General features: G+C 59.1%; 21 protein-coding genes. 12 read left to right on the top strand and 9 right to left on the bottom strand.

What is annotated here, in order from left to right:
- Positions 1 to 5: 5 nt before the first annotated feature.
- Positions 6 to 428, top strand: a complete 423-nt coding sequence (locus SJY29_RS13310; protein WP_400083721.1) for a DUF1801 domain-containing protein — start codon at positions 6 to 8, stop codon at positions 426 to 428.
- On the opposite strand, the gene rnr is transcribed toward SJY29_RS13310, so the two are convergent.
- Together rnr and dapE are read right to left on the bottom strand one after the other, a co-directional pair.
- Positions 409 to 2,664 (bottom strand): ribonuclease R, encoded by a 2,256-nt coding sequence (rnr, locus tag SJY29_RS13305; RefSeq protein WP_400083720.1) that lies wholly within the window; start codon positions 2,662 to 2,664, stop codon positions 409 to 411. The genes SJY29_RS13310 and rnr overlap by 20 nt on opposite strands.
- A gap of 102 nt (positions 2,665 to 2,766) precedes the next feature.
- Positions 2,767 to 3,909: a succinyl-diaminopimelate desuccinylase gene (dapE, locus tag SJY29_RS13300; RefSeq protein WP_400083718.1), complete on the bottom strand. Its 1,143-nt coding sequence runs from the start codon at positions 3,907 to 3,909 to the stop codon at positions 2,767 to 2,769.
- A gap of 113 nt (positions 3,910 to 4,022) precedes the next feature.
- On the opposite strand from dapE, the gene SJY29_RS13295 reads away from it, so the two are divergent.
- On the top strand, positions 4,023 to 4,277 hold the full coding sequence (locus SJY29_RS13295; protein WP_400083716.1) for a hypothetical protein: 255 nt from the start codon (positions 4,023 to 4,025) through the stop codon (positions 4,275 to 4,277).
- A gap of 366 nt (positions 4,278 to 4,643) precedes the next feature.
- Here the strand turns inward: SJY29_RS13295 and SJY29_RS13290 are convergent, their stop codons facing one another.
- On the bottom strand, positions 4,644 to 5,357 hold the full coding sequence (locus SJY29_RS13290) for a heme-dependent oxidative N-demethylase family protein (protein ID WP_400083715.1): 714 nt from the start codon (positions 5,355 to 5,357) through the stop codon (positions 4,644 to 4,646).
- A gap of 125 nt (positions 5,358 to 5,482) precedes the next feature.
- Between SJY29_RS13290 and SJY29_RS13285 the strand changes: the two genes are divergently transcribed.
- Positions 5,483 to 5,884 (top strand): hypothetical protein, encoded by a 402-nt coding sequence (locus SJY29_RS13285; RefSeq protein WP_400083713.1) that lies wholly within the window; start codon positions 5,483 to 5,485, stop codon positions 5,882 to 5,884.
- Here the strand turns inward: SJY29_RS13285 and SJY29_RS13280 are convergent.
- From SJY29_RS13280 to dapD, 3 genes are read right to left on the bottom strand one after another with little or no spacing between them, the layout of a single operon-like run.
- The gene (locus SJY29_RS13280; protein ID WP_327543521.1) at positions 5,881 to 6,210 is read right to left on the bottom strand and encodes a hypothetical protein; all 330 of its coding nucleotides are present in this window, start codon (positions 6,208 to 6,210) and stop codon (positions 5,881 to 5,883) included. The genes SJY29_RS13285 and SJY29_RS13280 overlap by 4 nt on opposite strands.
- On the bottom strand, positions 6,207 to 6,488 hold the full coding sequence (locus SJY29_RS13275) for a hypothetical protein (protein ID WP_110278083.1): 282 nt from the start codon (positions 6,486 to 6,488) through the stop codon (positions 6,207 to 6,209). Before SJY29_RS13275 ends, SJY29_RS13280 begins: the two co-directional genes overlap by 4 nt.
- A complete protein-coding gene (gene dapD / locus SJY29_RS13270) occupies positions 6,489 to 7,316 on the bottom strand; it encodes a 2,3,4,5-tetrahydropyridine-2,6-dicarboxylate N-succinyltransferase (RefSeq protein WP_400083711.1) in 828 nt (275 codons plus the stop codon).
- A 130-nt stretch (positions 7,317 to 7,446) separates the two neighbouring features.
- Between dapD and SJY29_RS13265 the strand changes: the two genes are divergently transcribed.
- Positions 7,447 to 8,292, top strand: coding sequence for a TIGR00730 family Rossman fold protein (locus tag SJY29_RS13265; protein ID WP_400088933.1), 846 nt, complete (start codon positions 7,447 to 7,449; stop codon positions 8,290 to 8,292).
- Here SJY29_RS13265 and SJY29_RS13260 read toward each other — a convergent pair.
- The 3 genes from SJY29_RS13260 to SJY29_RS13250 form a co-directional block, all read right to left on the bottom strand.
- Entirely contained in the window at positions 8,289 to 8,705 is a 417-nt protein-coding gene (locus SJY29_RS13260; protein ID WP_400083709.1) for a hypothetical protein, read from the bottom strand. The two genes, SJY29_RS13265 and SJY29_RS13260, sit on opposite strands and share 4 nt — an antisense overlap.
- Positions 8,706 to 8,739: 34 nt before the next feature.
- Positions 8,740 to 9,915, bottom strand: a complete 1,176-nt coding sequence (rlmN, locus tag SJY29_RS13255; protein ID WP_110278087.1) for a 23S rRNA (adenine(2503)-C(2))-methyltransferase RlmN — start codon at positions 9,913 to 9,915, stop codon at positions 8,740 to 8,742.
- Positions 9,916 to 10,007: 92 nt separating this feature from the next.
- Positions 10,008 to 10,538, bottom strand: a complete 531-nt coding sequence (locus tag SJY29_RS13250) for an invasion associated locus B family protein (RefSeq protein WP_400083706.1) — start codon at positions 10,536 to 10,538, stop codon at positions 10,008 to 10,010.
- Between the two features lie 199 nt (positions 10,539 to 10,737).
- Here SJY29_RS13250 and SJY29_RS13245 point away from each other — a divergent pair, with 199 nt between their 5' ends.
- The 8 genes from SJY29_RS13245 (at position 10,738) to SJY29_RS13210 (ending at position 18,640) form a co-directional block, all read left to right on the top strand.
- Positions 10,738 to 11,727 carry an asparaginase gene (locus SJY29_RS13245; RefSeq protein WP_400083704.1) on the top strand — a complete coding sequence of 330 codons (990 nt, stop codon included), beginning with the start codon at positions 10,738 to 10,740 and terminating at the stop codon, positions 11,725 to 11,727.
- Positions 11,728 to 11,770: 43 nt separating this feature from the next.
- Positions 11,771 to 12,559, top strand: a complete 789-nt coding sequence (gene xth, locus SJY29_RS13240) for an exodeoxyribonuclease III (protein WP_400083703.1) — start codon at positions 11,771 to 11,773, stop codon at positions 12,557 to 12,559.
- Between the two features lie 9 nt (positions 12,560 to 12,568).
- Entirely contained in the window at positions 12,569 to 13,594 is a 1,026-nt protein-coding gene (locus SJY29_RS13235; protein ID WP_400083701.1) for a zinc-binding dehydrogenase, read from the top strand.
- A 190-nt stretch (positions 13,595 to 13,784) separates the two neighbouring features.
- Positions 13,785 to 14,141 carry a ribosome silencing factor gene (gene rsfS, locus SJY29_RS13230; protein WP_110278092.1) on the top strand — a complete coding sequence of 119 codons (357 nt, stop codon included), beginning with the start codon at positions 13,785 to 13,787 and terminating at the stop codon, positions 14,139 to 14,141.
- Positions 14,141 to 14,611 carry a 23S rRNA (pseudouridine(1915)-N(3))-methyltransferase RlmH gene (gene rlmH, locus SJY29_RS13225; protein ID WP_400083699.1) on the top strand — a complete coding sequence of 157 codons (471 nt, stop codon included), beginning with the start codon at positions 14,141 to 14,143 and terminating at the stop codon, positions 14,609 to 14,611. The genes rsfS and rlmH overlap by 1 nt, the downstream gene beginning before the upstream one ends.
- Positions 14,612 to 14,713: 102 nt before the next feature.
- Positions 14,714 to 16,228 (top strand): 2,3-bisphosphoglycerate-independent phosphoglycerate mutase, encoded by a 1,515-nt coding sequence (gene gpmI / locus SJY29_RS13220; RefSeq protein ID WP_400083697.1) that lies wholly within the window; start codon positions 14,714 to 14,716, stop codon positions 16,226 to 16,228.
- Positions 16,225 to 17,286 (top strand): murein hydrolase activator EnvC family protein, encoded by a 1,062-nt coding sequence (locus SJY29_RS13215; protein ID WP_400083695.1) that lies wholly within the window; start codon positions 16,225 to 16,227, stop codon positions 17,284 to 17,286. The genes gpmI and SJY29_RS13215 overlap by 4 nt, the downstream gene beginning before the upstream one ends.
- A gap of 13 nt (positions 17,287 to 17,299) precedes the next feature.
- A complete protein-coding gene (locus SJY29_RS13210; RefSeq protein WP_400083693.1) occupies positions 17,300 to 18,640 on the top strand; it encodes a S41 family peptidase in 1,341 nt (446 codons plus the stop codon).
- The last annotated feature ends 59 nt before the right edge of the window (positions 18,641 to 18,699 follow it).

Raw genomic sequence — 18,699 nt, 5'->3', positions numbered from 1 at the left:
GAGCTATGAAATACCCATTCTCCGACGACAAGGTGGCGCGCGTCTTTGCGGCATTTCCTACGATCGAACGGGATATGGCCCTATCGTTACGCGATCTGATCTTTGAGGTCGCTGACGCCACGCCAGAGGTGGGGCAGGTGGAAGAGTGCCTGAAGTGGGGGCAACCGTCCTATCTGACGCCTGAGACAAAATCGGGCTCAACCCTCCGGGTCGGGTTGGCAAAAGGCGGTGGTGTGGCCATCTTCGCGCATTGCGGCACGGATATCATCAGCACCTATGCCGCGACGTTCGGGGGTTTGGAGCAGATCGAAGGCAATCGCGCTGTGGTGTTTCGGTCCGCCGATGATATCGCACCCGCGCGCCTGCGGCTTTTGGTGTACCACGGCCTGACCTATCATCTGCGCAAGGCTACTTCCGCGTCCGCTTGACCTTGCGCGCTGTTTTGGCCGCTTTCTTGCGGGCCGATCCCATCTTGCGCCGCGGCGGTTTGCCCCGCCCCTTGGACGGGCCCCGCGGCACGTTGCGGTCATCGAGCGTCAGCAATTCGACAATCAGCCCGCCGGTCACAGGGGCCGCTTCTGCCAGCTTGACCGTCACACGCTGGCCCAGTCCGATCACCATGCCGGTATCCGCGCCCATCAGCGTCTGGGTGTCTGCGTCATAATGGAAATACTCGCGTCCCAAGGTCCGGATCGGGATCATGGCGTCTGCACCGGTTTCATCCAGCTTCACAAAGACACCGAATTTGGCAATTCCGCTGATCCGTCCGCCCAGTTCCGCGCCGATACGGTCCGACAGAAACGCCGCCAGATACCGGTCTGTCGTATCACGTTCCGCCGTCATGGAGCGGCGCTCGGTATCGCTAATGATCTGGGCGGTCTCTGAAAGATGCTCGATATCCCAGGGGCTTAACCCGTCTTCGCCCCAGCCGTGGGCCTTGATCAGCGCACGGTGCACAATCAGATCCGAATAGCGGCGAATTGGCGATGTAAAATGCGCATAGGACCGCAGCGCAAGGCCGAAGTGCCCGAAGTTATCGGGCGAATAATAGGCCTGCGTCATCGACCGCAGCGTCGCCATATTGATCAGCTCGTCATTTTCGGTGCCCTCAGCGCCTGCCAAAAGCTTGTTCAAGTGCGAGGTCTTCAACACCTGCCCCTTGGCCAGCACAAGGCCCGAGGCCGTCGCGACCTCGCGCAGGGCATCAAGCTTTTCGGGGCTTGGTTCTTCGTGGACCCGGAAGAGCAGTGGCGATTTCTTGGCGATCAGCGTCTCGGCAGCGGCGACATTGGCCAGCACCATGAATTCCTCGATCAGCCGGTGCGCATCAAGACGCTCTTTGAACTGCACTGAACTGACTTTGCCCGCATCATCCAGAATGATCTGGCGTTCGGGCAGGTCGAGATCCAGCGGCTGCCGTTGCGCGCGTGCCTTCATCAGGGCTGCAAAGGCGCCATAAAGCGGCTTGATGATCGGCTCGAGGATCGGGGCGACCTTGTCGTTCGGCTGCCCATCAACGCCGGCCTGCACCTCTTCGTAGTTCAGCGAAGCCCGCGAGTTCATCAGGCCGCGATGAAAGTCGTGGTCAATCTTGTTGCCCGCCGAATCAATCCGCATCGCCACAGCCAGACAGGCCCGCTCCACCCCTTCATGCAGCGAGCAGAGATCCCCCGAGAGCCGGTCGGGCAGCATCGGCACCACACGGTCGGGGAAATAGGTGGAATTGCCCCGCTTGCGCGCTTCACGATCCAGTTCTGAACCGGGGGTGACGTAATGGGCAACATCCGCAATCGCGACCCAGATGATGAAACCCCCCTCGTTTTTCGGGTCAGGGTCTGCCTCGACATAGCAGGCGTCATCGCGGTCACGCGCGTCCCACGGATCAATGGTGATGAGTGGCAGATCGCGCAGATCCTTGCGCCCGTCCAACCCCGCAGGTGTTGCCGCATCAGCCTCGGCCACGGCCTCATCGGGGAAATGATCCGGAATGCCGTGCTGGTGGATCGCAATCAAAGACACGGCACGGGGCGCGGTCGGATCACCCAGCCGTGCTATGATGCGCGCCTTGGGCAGGCCCAGGCGGCCTTTGGGTCCAGCTTGCTCGGCTTCGACCAATTCGCCGTCCTTGGCGCCACCCGTTGCACCAGCGGCGACGGTCCACTGTTTGTCTGCCCCCTTATCAATAGGCAGCACACGCCCGCCTTCCGAGGCCTGACGAAACACCCCCAAGATGCGCAAAGGGTTGGTGCCAATCCGGCGGATCATGCGGGCGGTGTGGCTGTGGTCTTCGGTTTTATCGACGGTCAGGCGGCCAAGAATACGGTCACCCGGCCCAAGGGCCGGATCACTCGAACGCAGCATCATCAAAATGCGCGGCTCGGCCCCTTCGCCTTTCCACTCCAAGGGCCGCGCGAAAAGATCGCCGTCGGCATCCGCCTCGATCACTTCAAGCACAGCGACAGGGGCCAGTTCTTCGGCATCGCGGTATGAGCTGCGCCGTTTGGTCAGCTTGCCCTCATCCTCCAGCTCGCGCAGCACGCGCTTCAGGTCAATGCGGGCCGCACCCTTGATACCAAAGGCCTTCGCGATATCGCGTTTGGCGGCTCTGGTGGGGTGCTCGGAGATCCATGCAAGGATTTCGGATTTGGAAGGAATGCGTGTCATGATCACCGCCTAGCATGACAAAAGGAAAACAGCCAATTCCTTCGCAGGAATTGGTCAAATCTCTTACAAGAGATTTGGGTCAGCGCCAGTCACGCCGAAGGTTTACGCAAAATAGTCAGTCAGGATACGGGTATAAATCGCCTTGAGCTGCCCAATCTGCGCCACCTCGACCCGTTCATCCACCTGATGCATCGTTTTCCCCACCAGTCCGAACTCCACAACTGGGCAGTGATCCTTCACAAACCGTGCATCCGATGTGCCGCCCGAGGTGGAGAGTTCCGGCTTACGCCCTGTTTCAGCCTCGACCGCGCCCGCAATCAAGTCAGACAGTTCACCGGGTGGCGTCACAAAGCTTTCCCCCGAAACCTTCACCCGCATGGCTATCTTCACGCCAAAGTCAGCGGCGACCTGATCGGCCTCTTCCTGCATCCAGGCCGTCAGCGCAGCACTCGTATGTGTGTCATTAAAGCGGATGTTGACCGTGGCCTTGCTCTGGGCGGGGATGACATTGGTCGCGGGGTTGCCGGTGTCGATCGTCAATACTTGCAGTGAAGACGGATCAAAATGCGCGGTCCCCTCATCCAGCACGCGGCTGGAAAGCACATCCATCAGGCGCGCCATCGCGGGCATCGGGTTCTTGGCGCGGTGCGGATAGGCCGCATGACCCTGCACGCCCGTGACCGTGAAGAAAGCGGCCATAGACCCGCGCCGCCCGATTTTCATCGCCTCGCCCATCACATCGGGGCAGGTGGGTTCGCCCACCAGACAGACCGACATCGTCTCGTTGTTGGCCGCCATCCAGTCCAGCAATGCGGTCGTGCCATCAAGGGCATCACCCTCTTCATCGCCGGTGATGGCCAGCACGATCGCCCCGTCCGGTGGCGTGTCAGCGACGAAATCAAGCGCTGCAGCAGCAAAGGCGGCCACGCCCGATTTCATATCCGTCGCACCGCGCCCATAGAGAAAACCGTCTTTGATCTCGGCGCCAAAGGGCGGCATTGTCCATGCCGCCTCATCCCCCAAAGGCACAACATCGGTGTGGCCGTTAAAGCCGAAGGTGCGGTTTGCCCCCTGCCGTCCCCAACGCGCATAAAGATTGCAGACCCCGCCACGGTCCACCCGCGTGCAGGTAAACCCACCTTGCGTCAGCACCTTTTCCAGCAACACCAGCGCGCCGCCTTCCTCAGGCGTGACCGATGGGCAGCGGACAAGATCGGCAGTCAGGGCAACGGGATCGACGGGCATAATGGGGGACTCCTCTTTGTCGTATGGCTAGCGGGAAGCGCTGCGGGATGCAAATTGCAATTGGTTGGTGAAGGATCACTTGGAACCTGCCCCCAGCCTTGTTAAAAACGGTCATGGAGGAGCTTCAGCTACATTTGGCCAAGGCCCGTAAGACGGGCTTTCGCGTGACAGCTTACGTGACTGCGCGCATCCTGCAGCGCGACCTGCACGACGAGGTTGCGCGTATGGAAACCCAACCGCGCGGCAAGAGTTACAGGGAAATGGCGGTGCTTCTTGGCGTGCTTTTTGCCTTGGCGGTTTTTGCCGCCAGCTTTGGCTGGATCGGCCTCGCGCTCTATTTCGCGGCGGCCCTGCTTCTCTTTTACTGACCCTGCGACAAGATGACATGACCACCCCAAACGCTTGAACTTGCGATGATTTTCGCGGGTATGCGTATGTATACTATTGAAAACAATAGATTTTTCAGATCCGCGCATCAATTGGCATCGTAGTTAAAGCAATACCAAACGACACACCAATTCATGGAGATGAACAATGGGTTCACTAATGGCTATGCTCGCTTTCGGTAAGTTAGGTTTTGTCGCTGTACTGGCATTTCTTGCCTCACGGTCCGCGATGCGGATGAAGGACGACCCGTCGCACAAGCGCTCGACACTTTGCGCAAACAGCGAACACTGGGCGGCAACACGCAAATGATTACGGCGCGGGGCTCTGCTTTGGCAGCCCCGCAAGACCTATCGGGCGTTGCGAACCACATAGGTATGGATCGTGAAGACAACCGCCTGCGTGCGCGGCAGCCGCAAGATGCATTGCCGCTCTGACCGCGTAAAGGGCATCACATCGTCGGTCTCGCGTTTGTAGGGCTGATGCAGATCCGGGTCGACATAACGCAATTTGTTGAAACGCCAGAGCGGACGTCCCACCTGTACACCGTCGAACAGGCGTTGCACGCGGGCCGCGATATTGTCGTCATACTCAGGCACAGGCACGTGAATGCCCGTCAGCGGACGGTTGATTTTTTCGGCCAACCGCCAGTTTGCAGGAAAGCACAGAACAGCGCTTGTCATGACATGCTCGTCACCCTGTTTTTCCAGGATGCAGATATCTTCCTGCACCAGATGCCCGAGCGTCTGCAGCGGGGCACGACGGTCCAGTGATACATGCCGACCATCGGGGCAAATCACCTGATCATCCCTCACCCGAAACCCTAGATCAGGCAGGATATCCAACGCCTCGGACAGAACCTCTTTCCCGGTTTCGCTGGTCCGGTCGTTCTCGTAAAGAACAGCCTCCGGTCGTGTCGCAAGAAGCTGGGCGCGATAGGCCATTTGCGCACTATAGGATGCATCGACGCGCAGCCAGTCGTTCGCCGCACAGGGCATCGTTCCCGGCAACCGCGGGTCGCCTTCGTGGGCATCGGGCAAGGTCTGTTGCAAAATCGTTTTCATGTTAGCCTAAGATAGATCGGAGCATGCGTCCCATCTATCTAGTCCGCGTCGGCCAAAACCACAAAGCGGTTCCGGAGGCAGGGTGTCTGCTTGACAGTTTTTGATCTCAAACAGGCCCTTATTTGATGATTTACATAGCAGTTGCCCCCGTCCCGCTTTGGCTCTTTCTTTTGTTGGGGCTTGTGGCTTGGCATACATTGGCGTTTTTGCACCGCTCAAACCTTCCGATGGCGGCGCCACTTTTTCTGCTTGGTCTTGGGCAAGCGGGCGTCGCTGGCGCAGGCCTCTACTTCACTGCGGAACGCAGCATTTCGGCAGAAGCGTGTCTGACCGGTATTATCGGCTTTCAGGCCGGGATGATCATCGGGCTGGCGATGCTGGGCACGTTCTTTGCGCTTCTGATCGGCGTGCGTGAACGGCTTTTGGCTGTTCTGGCTGCAAATAAAGGCTTCTTCGCCGCCCAGATGTTGCTGCAAGTCGTTGTTATTCTGATCCTGCGGCGCTCTGCGCTGCTGTGTACTGTCTAGACCTTGTCGAAGAACGGGGTCATTTGGGCGACAATCACGCTATTCTCTTCCAGCGCGCGGGCCATTAAGGCCCTTTCATCATCAGAAATATCATGGCCTTCGGCCAACCGTTCGTCCAACGTTCCATAGCCCGAGACATCCAGCGGGGCGAGGTCGGCCTGCTTGAGGATCGCCACTGTTTCGCGCACGGCTTCTGCTTCATCCACGCCGCTGGCATAGCACATCAGTGCCGCGCCGGTGGCGCCATCAGGAAGACCGTCACCCGCATTGCGGCCGACCTCGACGAGCAATGTATAGACCTGCTGGCGGCTTTCTTTCTTGCTCATTTGTCGTCTTTCTCTTCATAGCGCGACCGGACTGCCCATACGGTCGAGAAGATGACCACGATCTGCAACGGCATGTAGATCACGACGAACAGCACGACCATACGCCAGACAAGCGACAACTCCATCACCAGTGTTGCAGAGACGACGGGCAGAAAGATCAGCGAAAGCACCAGACCAATGGCTGCTGTATCGGCGAGCACGGGTAACCACGCCTGCCGGAACGACGGACGAATGCCCGCCGCCACGCGCTTGCGCGCCAGATACCGGCTGATAATCATCTAGTCGCGCAGCAGTTCATTGATGCCGGTCTTGGAACGTGTCCGCTCATCTACCCGCTTGACGATCACGGCGCAGTAAAGGCTGACGTTGTTCTTGGACGGCATCGAGCCTGCGACAACGACCGAGTAGGGGGGCACTTCGCCATACATGACCTCACCGGATTCGCGGTCCACAATCTTGGTGGACTGGCCGATGAACACACCCATGCCAAGAACCGATCCTTCGCGCACGATGCAGCCCTCAACGACTTCAGAGCGTGCCCCGATGAAGCAGTTATCCTCGATGATCGTCGGACCGGCCTGCATGGGTTCCAACACGCCGCCAATGCCCACGCCACCGGACAGGTGTACGTTCTTGCCGATCTGCGCACATGAGCCGACAGTTGCCCAGGTATCGACCATTGTCCCTTCGTCGACATAGGCGCCGAGGTTTACGAAGGATGGCATCAGCACAACACCGGGCGCGATAAAGGCGGACTTGCGCACGACACAATTCGGGACTGCACGGAAACCGGCAGTCTTCCAGTCGTCGGCACCCCAGCCTTTGAATTTGCTGTCGACCTTATCCCACCAGCCGCCGCCTTGGGGGCCACCGGACTGTGGCTCCATATCCTTGATGCGGAAGCCCAGCAGCACGGCTTTCTTGGCCCATTGGTTGACATGCCAGCTGCCATCATCCTGACGCTCGGCGACACGCAGTTTGCCGCTGTCCAGCGCATTCAGCGTCTCCTCGATTGCCTCACGGGTTTCACCGGTTGTGGCAGAGGTGATCGTATCGCGGGCATCCCACGCGGCTTCGATTGCAGTCTCAAGGGCAGCATTGGACATGGGTTTCTCCGTAAATTGATTTCACAGGCTTCTAGCGGGGGTTGCGGGATCAATCAACGCTCAAGGCGACCTTGCAAACCGGGCTCAGTCAGGCAAGTTTGTGCAAAACGCAGGCAGGACAAAGCAAATGATGAAAGACCACCGGCAGCACCCGTTCCGCGACAGCCAGCAGGACCGCGACGCCGCAAGCCATATTCCCGACACGCCGCAAACCCGTGCGCCGTCATATGCGCTGGCCTTTGCGGACGACGATTTTATGCTGCGTGAGGAATTACGCCCTGTCCGCCTGCAGCTTGAACTGCTCAAACCTGAATTACTGATGACCGAGGCCAAGGTCGATTCGACCATTGTTTTGTTTGGTGGTGCGCGCATTCCCGAACCGGCCAAGAAAGGCACGGCGCGTACGCAAACCCTCGCGGATTTGTCGAAATACTACGAAGAGGCACGCCGGTTTGCGCAGATGATGACAGAAAAATCGCTGAAATCAGGCGGTACCGAAAATGTGATCGTCACAGGCGGCGGTCCGGGTGTGATGGAGGCAGGCAATCGCGGCGCGCAAGACGCGGGCGGGCGGTCGATCGGCCTGAACATTGTGCTGCCCCATGAACAAGCGCCAAATGCCTATGTGACGCCTGAACTCTGTTTCAACTTCCACTATTTCGGGATTCGCAAAATGCATTTCCTGATGCGCGCGTCAGCAGTTTGCGTGTTTCCAGGGGGATTTGGCACGCTGGACGAAATGTTCGAGGCGCTCACATTGATCCAGACAGGGCGCATGGCGCAGGTGCCGTTTTTGCTCTTTGGGCAAAGCTTTTGGGAAAAGATTATCAACTGGGATGCCCTCGCCGAGGCGGGCACGATTTCGGCGGATGATTTGAAACTGTTCCGTTTTGTGGAGACGGCTGAAGATGCCGTGGCCGCTTTGGAGAATTGGGAAGGCAACGGCCAAAAGCGCGGTGTGATTCCCGGCCGTTAACGCATTTTTGCGTGCAGATACCTGTGGCGATGTCCCGGAAACGGGGCATCGAAACGCCGGATCAGGCGGCCATAACTATACCCCAGATCAGACCCTTTGCAGACCCGCGCACCTGCGGCATCATGCAGAGCCAATCCGCCGCCCGCTTCACACAGCTGATAGCCCTTGCGCGACAGACGCGCCTGTAAATCATCCCAACCTTTCGCATAAGCCAGATCATCCGCGAGAAGCGCCCGCAAGGGCGCGACGAGCTGCTCATCCGCTCTGCGAGCCGTCTTCGCGCGGGTCCGGCGGTACAAATCACGCTTGATGGCATCGCGCACGATGTGGCCGACCGAGAGATCCTCGGCTTCCCCGATCCGGCGCAGAGCCGCGACCATCGTCGGGCCCAGATATATGGTGACAGTCTCCATGCCATCACCATGCCGTCACATGGTGAAGAGATGGTTAAAGTCCGGTCTCTTGCGCGATCTGCGCCTTGGACTTGCGCGCGCGTTCGGTCGCAGACTTCAACTGGCCACAGGCGGCCATGATATCCTCGCCCCGCGGTGTGCGGATGGGTGAGGCATAGCCTGCCTTATAGATAATATCCGCAAACTTGCGGATCCGGTTGTTCGACGACCGCTTGTAGGGCGCGCCGGGCCATTCATTGAACGGGATCAGGTTGATCTTGGCAGGGATGCCCTTGATCAGCTTGATCAGGCGTTGCGCATCTTCGTCACTGTCATTCACGCCATCAAGCATCACATATTCAAAGGTGATGCGCTCGGAGTTCGAAACCTTGGGATAGTCCCGCAATGCATCGAGCAAATCGGCAATCGGCCAGCGCTTGTTGATCGGGACAAGACGGTCCCGCACCTCGTCGGTTGTCGCATGGAATGAAATCGCAAGCTGGCATCCGATTTCCTGCGCGGTGCGCGCAATTTCGGGCACCACACCGGATGTCGAGAGCGTAATCCGGCGCCGCGACAGTGAAATCCCCTCGGGGTCCATCGCGATCTTCATCGCGTCGCGCACATTTTCAAAGTTATAAAGCGGCTCGCCCATCCCCATCAGCACGATGTTCGACAGAAGTCGCGTTTCATCCTTTGGCGCGCCCTGTTCCGGCCATTCGCCCAGATCATCACGAGCGACCATGATTTGCCCGACAATCTCGGCTGCGGTCAGGTTGCGCACGAGTTTCTGTGTGCCCGTGTGACAGAACGAACAGGTCAGTGTGCAGCCAACCTGACTGGAAATACACAAAGTCCCGCGGTCGGTTTCAGGGATATAAACCACCTCAACCTCATGTCCGCCTGCGATCCGCACCAGATATTTGCGGGTGCCGTCATCCGACACCTGCCGCGTCACGACCTCGGGCAATTCAATCACAAAGGTATCGGCCAACATCGCGCGGTAGTCTTTCGCCAGATTGGTCATCTGCGCAAAATCACGCACACCCCAATAGTAAACCCACTGCCAGATCTGGCCGACCCGCATCTTGGCCTGCTTTTCCGGCGTGCCGGCCGCAATCAGTGCGTCCCGCATCTGGTCACGCGACAAACCGATCAGGTTGCGCGGTCCGTCTGGCAGCTTGCGCGGAATTGTCAGCACGTCCTGCGTAATGGGGGCCTTGGCGTCCATGGGTTCACTCTCAATCAGGGATTTAGGGGCATATAAGAGAAAAAGGCGGCCTCCACAAGGAAACCGCCTTTGCGCAAAATAATGTGAAACGCCTAGCCCGCGCAGCGGCTCGCGGCTTCTTCCACCGCAGCAGTAAAGCCCAAAAGGCTAAATGTATCTTGCGTTTGTGTGCCGCGACCCGACCGCGCCGTGATCACCGCATTCGCCCCGCGCTTCATCGCCTCGACGAAACGTGCGTCATCGGCAGGGGTTGCCGGCCATGCGGTTTCGCCCTGGGTGAACATCTGGAATGTCGTGTCACCGATCTGCACGCTCGCGGTTGATTCGTCGGCAAACGGATAGCCACCGGTAAACATGACCTGCCCGTTCACATTCTCGGATGGGCGGTAGAAGACAATCAACCGGATGTCGCCGCGGCGCACGTCGACGGCATTACCATCACGTGTATTCAGCGTTTCCTTGGGGGCCGAGACGGCCCAGCATTCGTTCGGATCGCTTTCCACAAATACGCTCCAGTCGGTATTCGCTGAAACGCGGTTATCGCTTTCTTCCTGTGCGACGGCGGCACCCGCCGTCATCAAAGCCAGTGCTACGCCAATTGCGCGTGAAATATTCAAAATCATTCTGCAGCCTCCACGCTGTCCTTGCCTCTGAATGCCCCACCCGTGCCTGCGGCGCATCTGACGGCACCTTTTCGACTGGCGAGACCTTGTTCAACTCGATACCACTACGCCTAGCAAAAAATTGCCTGCGGGGGAAAGCCCCGATACAGGTGCGCTCTGCGCGATAAAAACGAAATATACAATTCAAAAGGGCAAGAAAATGGCAAATCCTGTTGATCTGGTCGAAGTCTGGCGGGGAGATCTGCTTGAATGCGTCCATCAGGGTCACGCAGTTGTGTGTGATGATACCGGCCAGATTGTCGAAAGCTGGGGTGATCCAACGGCGATAATCTATCCGCGTTCGTCCTGCAAAATGATTCAGGCCCTGCCTTTGGTGGAAAGCGGGGCTGCGGCAAATCTGACGGGGCAGCAATTGGCGATTGCCTCGGCATCGCATAACGCGGCCGCGATCCATACGGATCTGGTTGGCAAATGGCTCAAGGATTTGGACCTGACGGATGATGACTTTCGTTGCGGTCCGGCTTTGCCAATGGACGAGGTGGCCCGCAATGAATTGATCTGCTCGGGCACAGCGCCTTGCCAAATCCACAACGAATGTTCCGGCAAACACGCAGGGTTCCTTACGCTGACAAAATACCTCAAAGCCGGTCCGGATTACGAACTGATTGACCACCCCGTGCAACAAGCCGTCAAAGCCGCCTTCGAGGATGTGACGGGCGAAACCAGCCCGATGTACGGGATTGACGGGTGTTCCGCACCGAACCACGCCTGCACCGTCCATGGTCTTGCCCGCGCAATGGCGTTTTTTGCCAGCGCGCAGGACCGGTCGGATGTGCGCAGCACCGCTGCGGCGCGGCTGACACAGGCAATGGCGACGTTCCCTGAATTTGTTGCGGGTGAAACACGCACCTGTACAGATCTGATGCGGGCGATGGACCATAAGGTCGCGATCAAGACCGGTGCCGAGGGTGTGTTCATTGCGATCATCCCGGAAAAGAGACTGGGCGTAGCCGTCAAGATCATGGATGGTTCGCAGCGCGGGCGGGACTGCGCGATCGCGGCGCTCCTTGTGCGCCTTGGCGTGCTTGACCCCAACCATCCCGCAGCCGTTGCGCGCCGCACACCGGCCATTCTCAATCGTAGGGGGCTGACGACGGGCTTTATCCGCCCGGCCCCTTTGCTCGCGTAAGCCCGACGCGCTCACCAGAAACACCGAACGGAAAGCCTGCCTTATGCCCTTTACCCTTGCCACCTGGAACATCAACTCTGTGCGTCTGCGCGAAGACATTGTCGCCCGCCTGATGCGCGATGAGGCACCTGATGTGCTTTGCCTGCAGGAATGCAAAAGCCCTGTGGACAAGATCCCTTTGGAACAGTTTCAGGCGCTCGGATACACCCATTTGGTCGCGCGCGGCCAAAAGGGTTATAACGGCGTGGCGATCTTTTCCAAGATCCCCATGGTCGAGGCAGGGGCCGAGGATTACGCCGGTCTTGGTCATGCGCGCCATATCGCGGCCAAGCTGGAAAACGGCGTGACGATCCATAACCATTATGTGCCCGCAGGCGGTGATGTGGCGGACCGCACGGTGAACGAAAAATTCGGCCAGAAGCTCGATTACCTGACAGACATGCGGGATACCTATCATGCGCAGAAACCGGTAAAATCCATTCTTGTCGGTGACCTGAACATCGCGCCGCGCGAAGATGATGTGTGGGATCACAAGAAATTGCTCAAGGTCGTGAGCCACACACCGATCGAAGTGGAACATTTCGCCGATGTGATGGACGCGGGCGCGTGGTCGGACGTGACACGCAACGATATCCCCGAAGGCCTGCTCTATAGTTGGTGGTCCTATCGCGCCAAAGACTGGGACGAGGCCGACAAAGGCCGCAGGCTCGATCACATCTGGGCCACGCCGGACATCAAGAACGCCGCCCACAGCAGCCGCGTGTTGCGTGATGCACGCGGCTGGGAAAAGCCCAGCGACCACGCGCCTGTTTTTGCCACTTTTGATCTGTAAGAGGCTGCCATGACCCTTCCGACTTCGATGAAAGCCCTTGTGCAGTTGCATGATGGCTATGCAGGAACACAGACGGGGCCCAATATCAGCGACCTGTCCCCTTTTCTGGTCTATCAGGACGTGCCCCTGCCGCAGCCCGCTGACGGGCAGGCCCTGATCAAGGTGCATCTGGCGGCGGTGAACCCCTCTGACATCCATTTTATCAAAGGCGAATACGGCCAACCCCGTGTCAAAGGAAGCCCTGCCGGATTTGAAGCTGTGGGTGAGGTTGTGGCTGGCAACACGCCTCTGATTGGCAAGCGCGTCAGCTTCTTTGCCGGTGGCTCCGGCACGTGGGCGCAGTATGCGCTGGCTGATGTCACCAGCCTTGTGCCTTGCCGCCCCGATCTGGCCGAAGTTGATGCCGCCTGTCAGCTGGTTAACCCGCTGACCGCGATTGCGATGTTTGATCTAGTCAAGGAAAGCCGCGCGGAGAGTTTTGTGCTGAACGCTGCCGGATCGCAGCTTGGCAAATACCTGATCGCGCTGGCGAGGGATAATGGCGTTGCGCCAATCGCAGTCGTCCGCCGCGCTGAGCAGGCGGCTGAACTACGCGACCTTGGCGCACATTCCGTAATTGTGTCTACCCAGCCGGACGCGCTTGATCAGGCCAAAACGGCCTTCCGCGCGCTGCCGCCCGCGATCTTGCTTGATGCGGTGGGCGACCAGTTCACGGCTGATCTGTTCTTTGCGATGCCCAAACACAGCACATGGGTGAACTATGGCAAACTGTCGGGCGAGGCCCCGTGCCTGACCGAACTGGGCCAGCTGATCTTTATGAACAAGAAAATCGAGGGCTTCTGGCTGACCCGCTGGATCAAGCAGGTGGGGGCGGACCGTGTGCGTGCGGGCTTTGTGGAAATCCAGGAGCGCTTTGTCAGTGGCGTATGGAAAACGGATGTAGCTGGTATCGTGCCGTTGTCGGAGGCCATGCTGCGCCTGCCTCAGGTGCTGGCAATGCCCGATGGCAAGGCGTTTATTGATCCGCGCGGCTGATCTTGCTTGCATCTGCGCTGTAAATCCGCGACACGCGCGCTTTCGGTTCAGAAATGTTGAAAAACCGCCGAACCGTTGCTAGTTTTAGGTCATGCCCTGCGTCGGGGCCATGACGACGTGCTTTAAGGAGGACAATGATCTGTCTCTTTCTACAGCGGCTGATACATCAGCCAAATCCGGAGTCGCAGCAATGACGACCCCACAAAATGTGACCAGCGAAACGCTCTTGGCGGCTGTTCTCAAATCCCTGGATGATGATAAAGGCGAAGACATCGTGCAGATCAATCTGCGCGGCAAGTCCGAGATCGGCGACTATATGGTCATCGCATCGGGCCGTTCGACGCGCCAAGTGACTGCGATGGCTGAAAAGCTTGCGGATCGTCTGAAGCAGGAATTCGGGATCATCTCTAAGACCGAAGGCAAAGACACCGGCGATTGGGTGCTCATCGACACAGGTGATATCATCGTGCATATCTTCCGTCCGGAAGTGCGCGAATTCTATCAGCTTGAAAAGATGTGGCAGCCGGGGACGGCCACCGCCGTCTGATGCGGGTCCAGATTTGCGCTGTGGGCCGTTTGCGCAAAGGGCCCGAGCGCGACCTTTATGATGACTACCTCACCCGGTTCGACCGGACGGGGCGGGCGCTCGCCCTTGGGCCTGCGCAACTGATCGAAGTCGAAGACAAAAAGGGCGGCGGCATGGCCGGCGAGGCCGCCCTGCTGGACCGTGCGGTGCCCGATGGTGCCTTGATCTGTACTCTGGATGAACGGGGCAAGCTCATGGGCTCGCCGGACTTTGCAGCCCTACTCGCTACCTGGCGCGACCAGGGGCGGCAAGACGTCAGTTTCGTGATTGGTGGCGCGGACGGGATTGATCCCGCTTTGCGTGACCGCGCCGATACGTCTTTGAGTTTTGGCAAAATGGTCTGGCCGCATATGTTGGTGCGTGTGATGTTGGCCGAACAGCTTTACCGTGCTGCCTCCATTCTGGCGGGCGGTCCTTATCATCGGGCTTAGGAGCCTCCGGCGGGAGTATTTCGGGCAAGATGATGCGGTGCGGTGGTTCCCCTGATTGCATTGCTGCGATAGACAGCAATCAACCAATATAGGAGCGTTGCTATGCCCACCCCCAAACCCGTTGTTCTGTGCATTCTTGATGGCTGGGGCCTGCGTGACGCGGTTGAAGGCAACGCGCCCAAGCAGGCGCATACCCCAAATTTTGACGCGATCATGCGAGGGCCCCATGCCCAGCTTCTGACCCATGGCCGTGATGCGGGCCTACCCGGCGGGCAGATGGGCAATTCCGAAGTGGGCCATACCAATATCGGCGCGGGCCGCGTGGTTGCGATGGATCTGGGCCAGATTGAGCTGTCGATCGAGGATCGATCGTTTTTCACGGCGGATGCGTTGGTGGCGTTCATTGAGAAGCTCAAAGCCAGCGGAGGTGCCGCGCATCTGATGGGGGTCGTGTCCGACGGCGGCGTTCATGGGCATCTGGATCATATCATTGCTGCCGCCAAGGCGATCACCGATGCCGGTGTGCCGGTCATCATCCACGCGATCACAGACGGGCGTGATGTGGCGCCATCTTCGGCCAAAGCGTTTATGGCGACGCTGACTGAAAACCTGCCTGACAACGCGAAGATTGCCACGGTCATTGGCCGCTATTTCGCGATGGACCGAGATAATCGCTGGGAGCGGGTCGAGACCGCCTATGACGCGATGATCAAAGGTGAGGGTGGGGCGGCCGCGACGCCACTGGCGGCGATCGAGGCGGCCTATGCGGCGGGCAAGACAGATGAATTCATCCCCGCCACCGTGATTGGCGACTACGCGGGGATCGGAAAGGATGACGGGCTTTTCTGTCTCAACTTCCGTTCTGACCGCGCGCGTGAAATTCTGGCAGCGATTGCCGATCCCGACTTTGACGGATTTGAGCGTAAGCAGCCGCCTTTGGCAGCATTGCTGGGGATGGTCACCTATTCGGACCGTCATGACGCGTGGTTCGATACGGTTTTTCCCAAACGCGATATCCAGAATACCCTTGGTGCATGGGTTGCCAAACACGGGCTGCGCCAGTTCCGTCTGGCCGAGACCGAGAAGTACCCGCATGTGACCTTTTTCCTCAACGGCGGGATCGAGGTGCCGGAGAAGGGTGAGGACCGCTATATGGCGCCCTCGCCAAAGGTCGCGACCTACGATTTGCAGCCGGAGATGTCGGCCGCCGAGGTGACGGAGCATTTCGTCAAGGCCATCGAGGACGGCTATGACCTGATTGTCACCAATTATGCCAACCCCGATATGGTGGGGCATACCGGTGATCTGGGTGCAGCGATCAAGGCTTGTGAGGCGGTTGATGAGGGTCTGGGACAGGTCCTGACCGCGCTTAAGGCCGCAGGCGGTGCCATGATCGTCACCGCAGACCACGGGAATTGCGAGACGATGATTGATCCCGAAACAGGCGGGCCACATACCGCGCATACGCTGAACCCTGTGCCGGTGGCCTTGGTCGGTGGGCCAGAGGGTGCGTCACTGCGTGACGGCAGGCTGGCCGATCTTGCGCCCACGGTGCTTGATCTGATGGGGTTGGAATTGCCCCCCGAAATGACAGGGCGGAGCTTGATCGTAACATGATCCGCCTGATTGCTGCACTACTCTGTTTCGCCTCGGGGGCCGTTGCGCAACAAAACGCGGTCGAGGCTGCCGCCCAATTGCAGGCAGCCCAAGCGCAATTGCAGGCTGCCGACAGTGCACGCGACCGGATCGCTGCGCTAACCGAAACCGTACAGGCCTATGAGGCGGGGTTGGCAGCCATGCGGCAGGAACAACGCGACATTGCCCTGAAAGAAGCTATCCTGACCGAAGAACTCGATCTGCGCCGCGCCGAATTTGCCCAGCTTCTGGGGGTGCTGTCCGCCATCAGCAACACGCCGCAACCTGTCTTGCGCGCACATCCGGACGGGCCGCTGAACACCGTGCGCGCTGGCATGCTCGTGGCCGATGTGACACCGGGGTTGCGCGCCGAGGTCGTGCGGCTCAATACACTTCTGGCGCAGACCCAAGAGGCACGGCAGGCCCAGGATGCCGCCGCGCAGACCTTGACCGAAGGATTGCAGGGCGCACAGGCCGCCCGTGCGGCGCTCGGACAGGCGGTGTCAGAACGCACCGATCTGCCTAGCCGTTTCGAGGACGATCCGGTGCAAACCGCGCTCTTGGTGGCCAGCACCCAGACCTTGGGGGAATTCGCCGCAGGACTGGCCGAAGCGCGTCCGGATGGCACCGAGATACTGACCGCCCAAGGAAACCTGCCTTTGCCGGTTGCCGGCATCATCCTGCCCGACGACGGCACGGGACGGCCCGGTTTGCGTATCGGTACCGAACCACGTGCCTTGGTGACCGCCCCCGCACCGTCCACGATTTTGTTCCAGGGCCCGCTTCTGGACTATGGAACGGTGGTGATTCTGGAACCAGCCGCCGAGATCATGTTCGTCATGGCAGGATTTGCCGAAGTCTTCGGCGTGGCGGGTCAGGTGCTTCCGGCGGGTGCGCCGATCGGGCTTTTGGCGGCAAATGACAGGAAATTGACTGAAAATATTGGGATTGCGACTGGGCAGCCGGGCTCTGCCCTTTATCTTGAGGTAAGAGAGGGGCAAACTCCGGTTAACCCCGCCGCATGGTTTGCGGTCGAGTAGGTAAGGAATGAAGATGAAAAAGCTGATGTTAGCTGCCGCTGGTGGCGCTGTCTTGGGACTGGTTGTGACAACGCAGGTTGCGGGGCCACTTGTGGCGCAAGAAGCGGATCAGAACTCCAGCGTTTATGAACAGCTTGATCTCTTTGGCGACATTTTCGAGCGGATACGCGCGAACTACGTGGAAGAAGTTGACGACCGTGAACTGATCGAGGCGGCGATCAACGGGATGCTGACATCGCTTGATCCGCACTCCAGCTATCTGTCCCCCGAAGCGGCGCAACGGATGCGCGTGAACACCTCGGGCGAATTCGGCGGTCTGGGGATTGAAGTCACCCAGGAAGAGGGTTGGGTGAAAGTGGTTTCCCCGATGGATGGCACCCCGGCCGAGGCCGCAGGGATCGAAGCGGGTGATTTCATCACTGCCGTTGACGGGGAAAGCGTGCTGGGCCTGACCTTGGACGAAGCGGTGCAAATGATGCGCGGCCCTGTTGGTGCCGAGATTATCGTCACCATCGTGCGCGAAGGCGAGGCCGAGCCTTTTGACGTCTCGATTATCCGTGACACGATCAAACTGACCGCCGTACGCAGCCGCACTGAGGGCAATGCCGTTGTCTTGCGGGTCACGACGTTCAACGAACAGACCTTCCCGAACCTGGCGGAAGGGATCGAAGAGCAGGTGGCCGAGGCTGGCGGCATCGACAATATTGACGGCTTTGTCGTCGATCTGCGCAACAACCCCGGTGGTCTGCTCAGCCAGGCGGTCTATGTCTCTGACGCTTTCCTTGATGCCGGTGAAATCGTCTCCACACGCGGGCGTCAGGCGTCTGACGGGGACCGGTTCAATGCCACACCCGGTGATCTGGCCGAAGGCAAACCGATTGTTGTCCTGATCAATGGCGGGTCTGCCTCTGCGTCGGAAATCGTGGCAGGTGCACTGCAAGACCACCGCCGCGCCATCATCGTTGGCACCAATTCCTTTGGCAAAGGGTCTGTCCAGACGGTTGTTCCCCTCAGCCAGGACGGGGCGATGCGCCTGACAACTGCGCGTTATTACACACCGTCGGGCCGTTCCATCCAGTCGCTCGGAATTTCTCCGGACATCATTGTGGAACAGCCTCGTCCACGCCCCGTGGATGAAGAAGAGGCAGAAGCAGGTACACCACGGACCGAAGCAGGTTTGCGCGGTTCTTTGGAGAATGACAGCCTGACAGAGGACGAAATCCGCCAGATCGAAGAAGATCGCGCGCGCGCCGAGGCTGCGGCAGCTCTGCGCGAGGATGATTATCAACTGGCTTATGCTATTGATATCCTGAAGGGTTTGAACGCACTGGGCCCACTATCGGGTAGCGAGTGAGTAAATCGCTCTCCTGATCACGCTGACGTGAGTGACAAAGGGAAATAGCGTCCTATTTC

This window comes from Yoonia sp. R78084 (assembly GCF_044595625.1).
Lineage (GTDB): Bacteria > Pseudomonadota > Alphaproteobacteria > Rhodobacterales > Rhodobacteraceae > Yoonia.
Note: the sequence above shows the minus strand (reverse complement) of the source record. Positions and strands in the feature narration are given on the sequence as shown.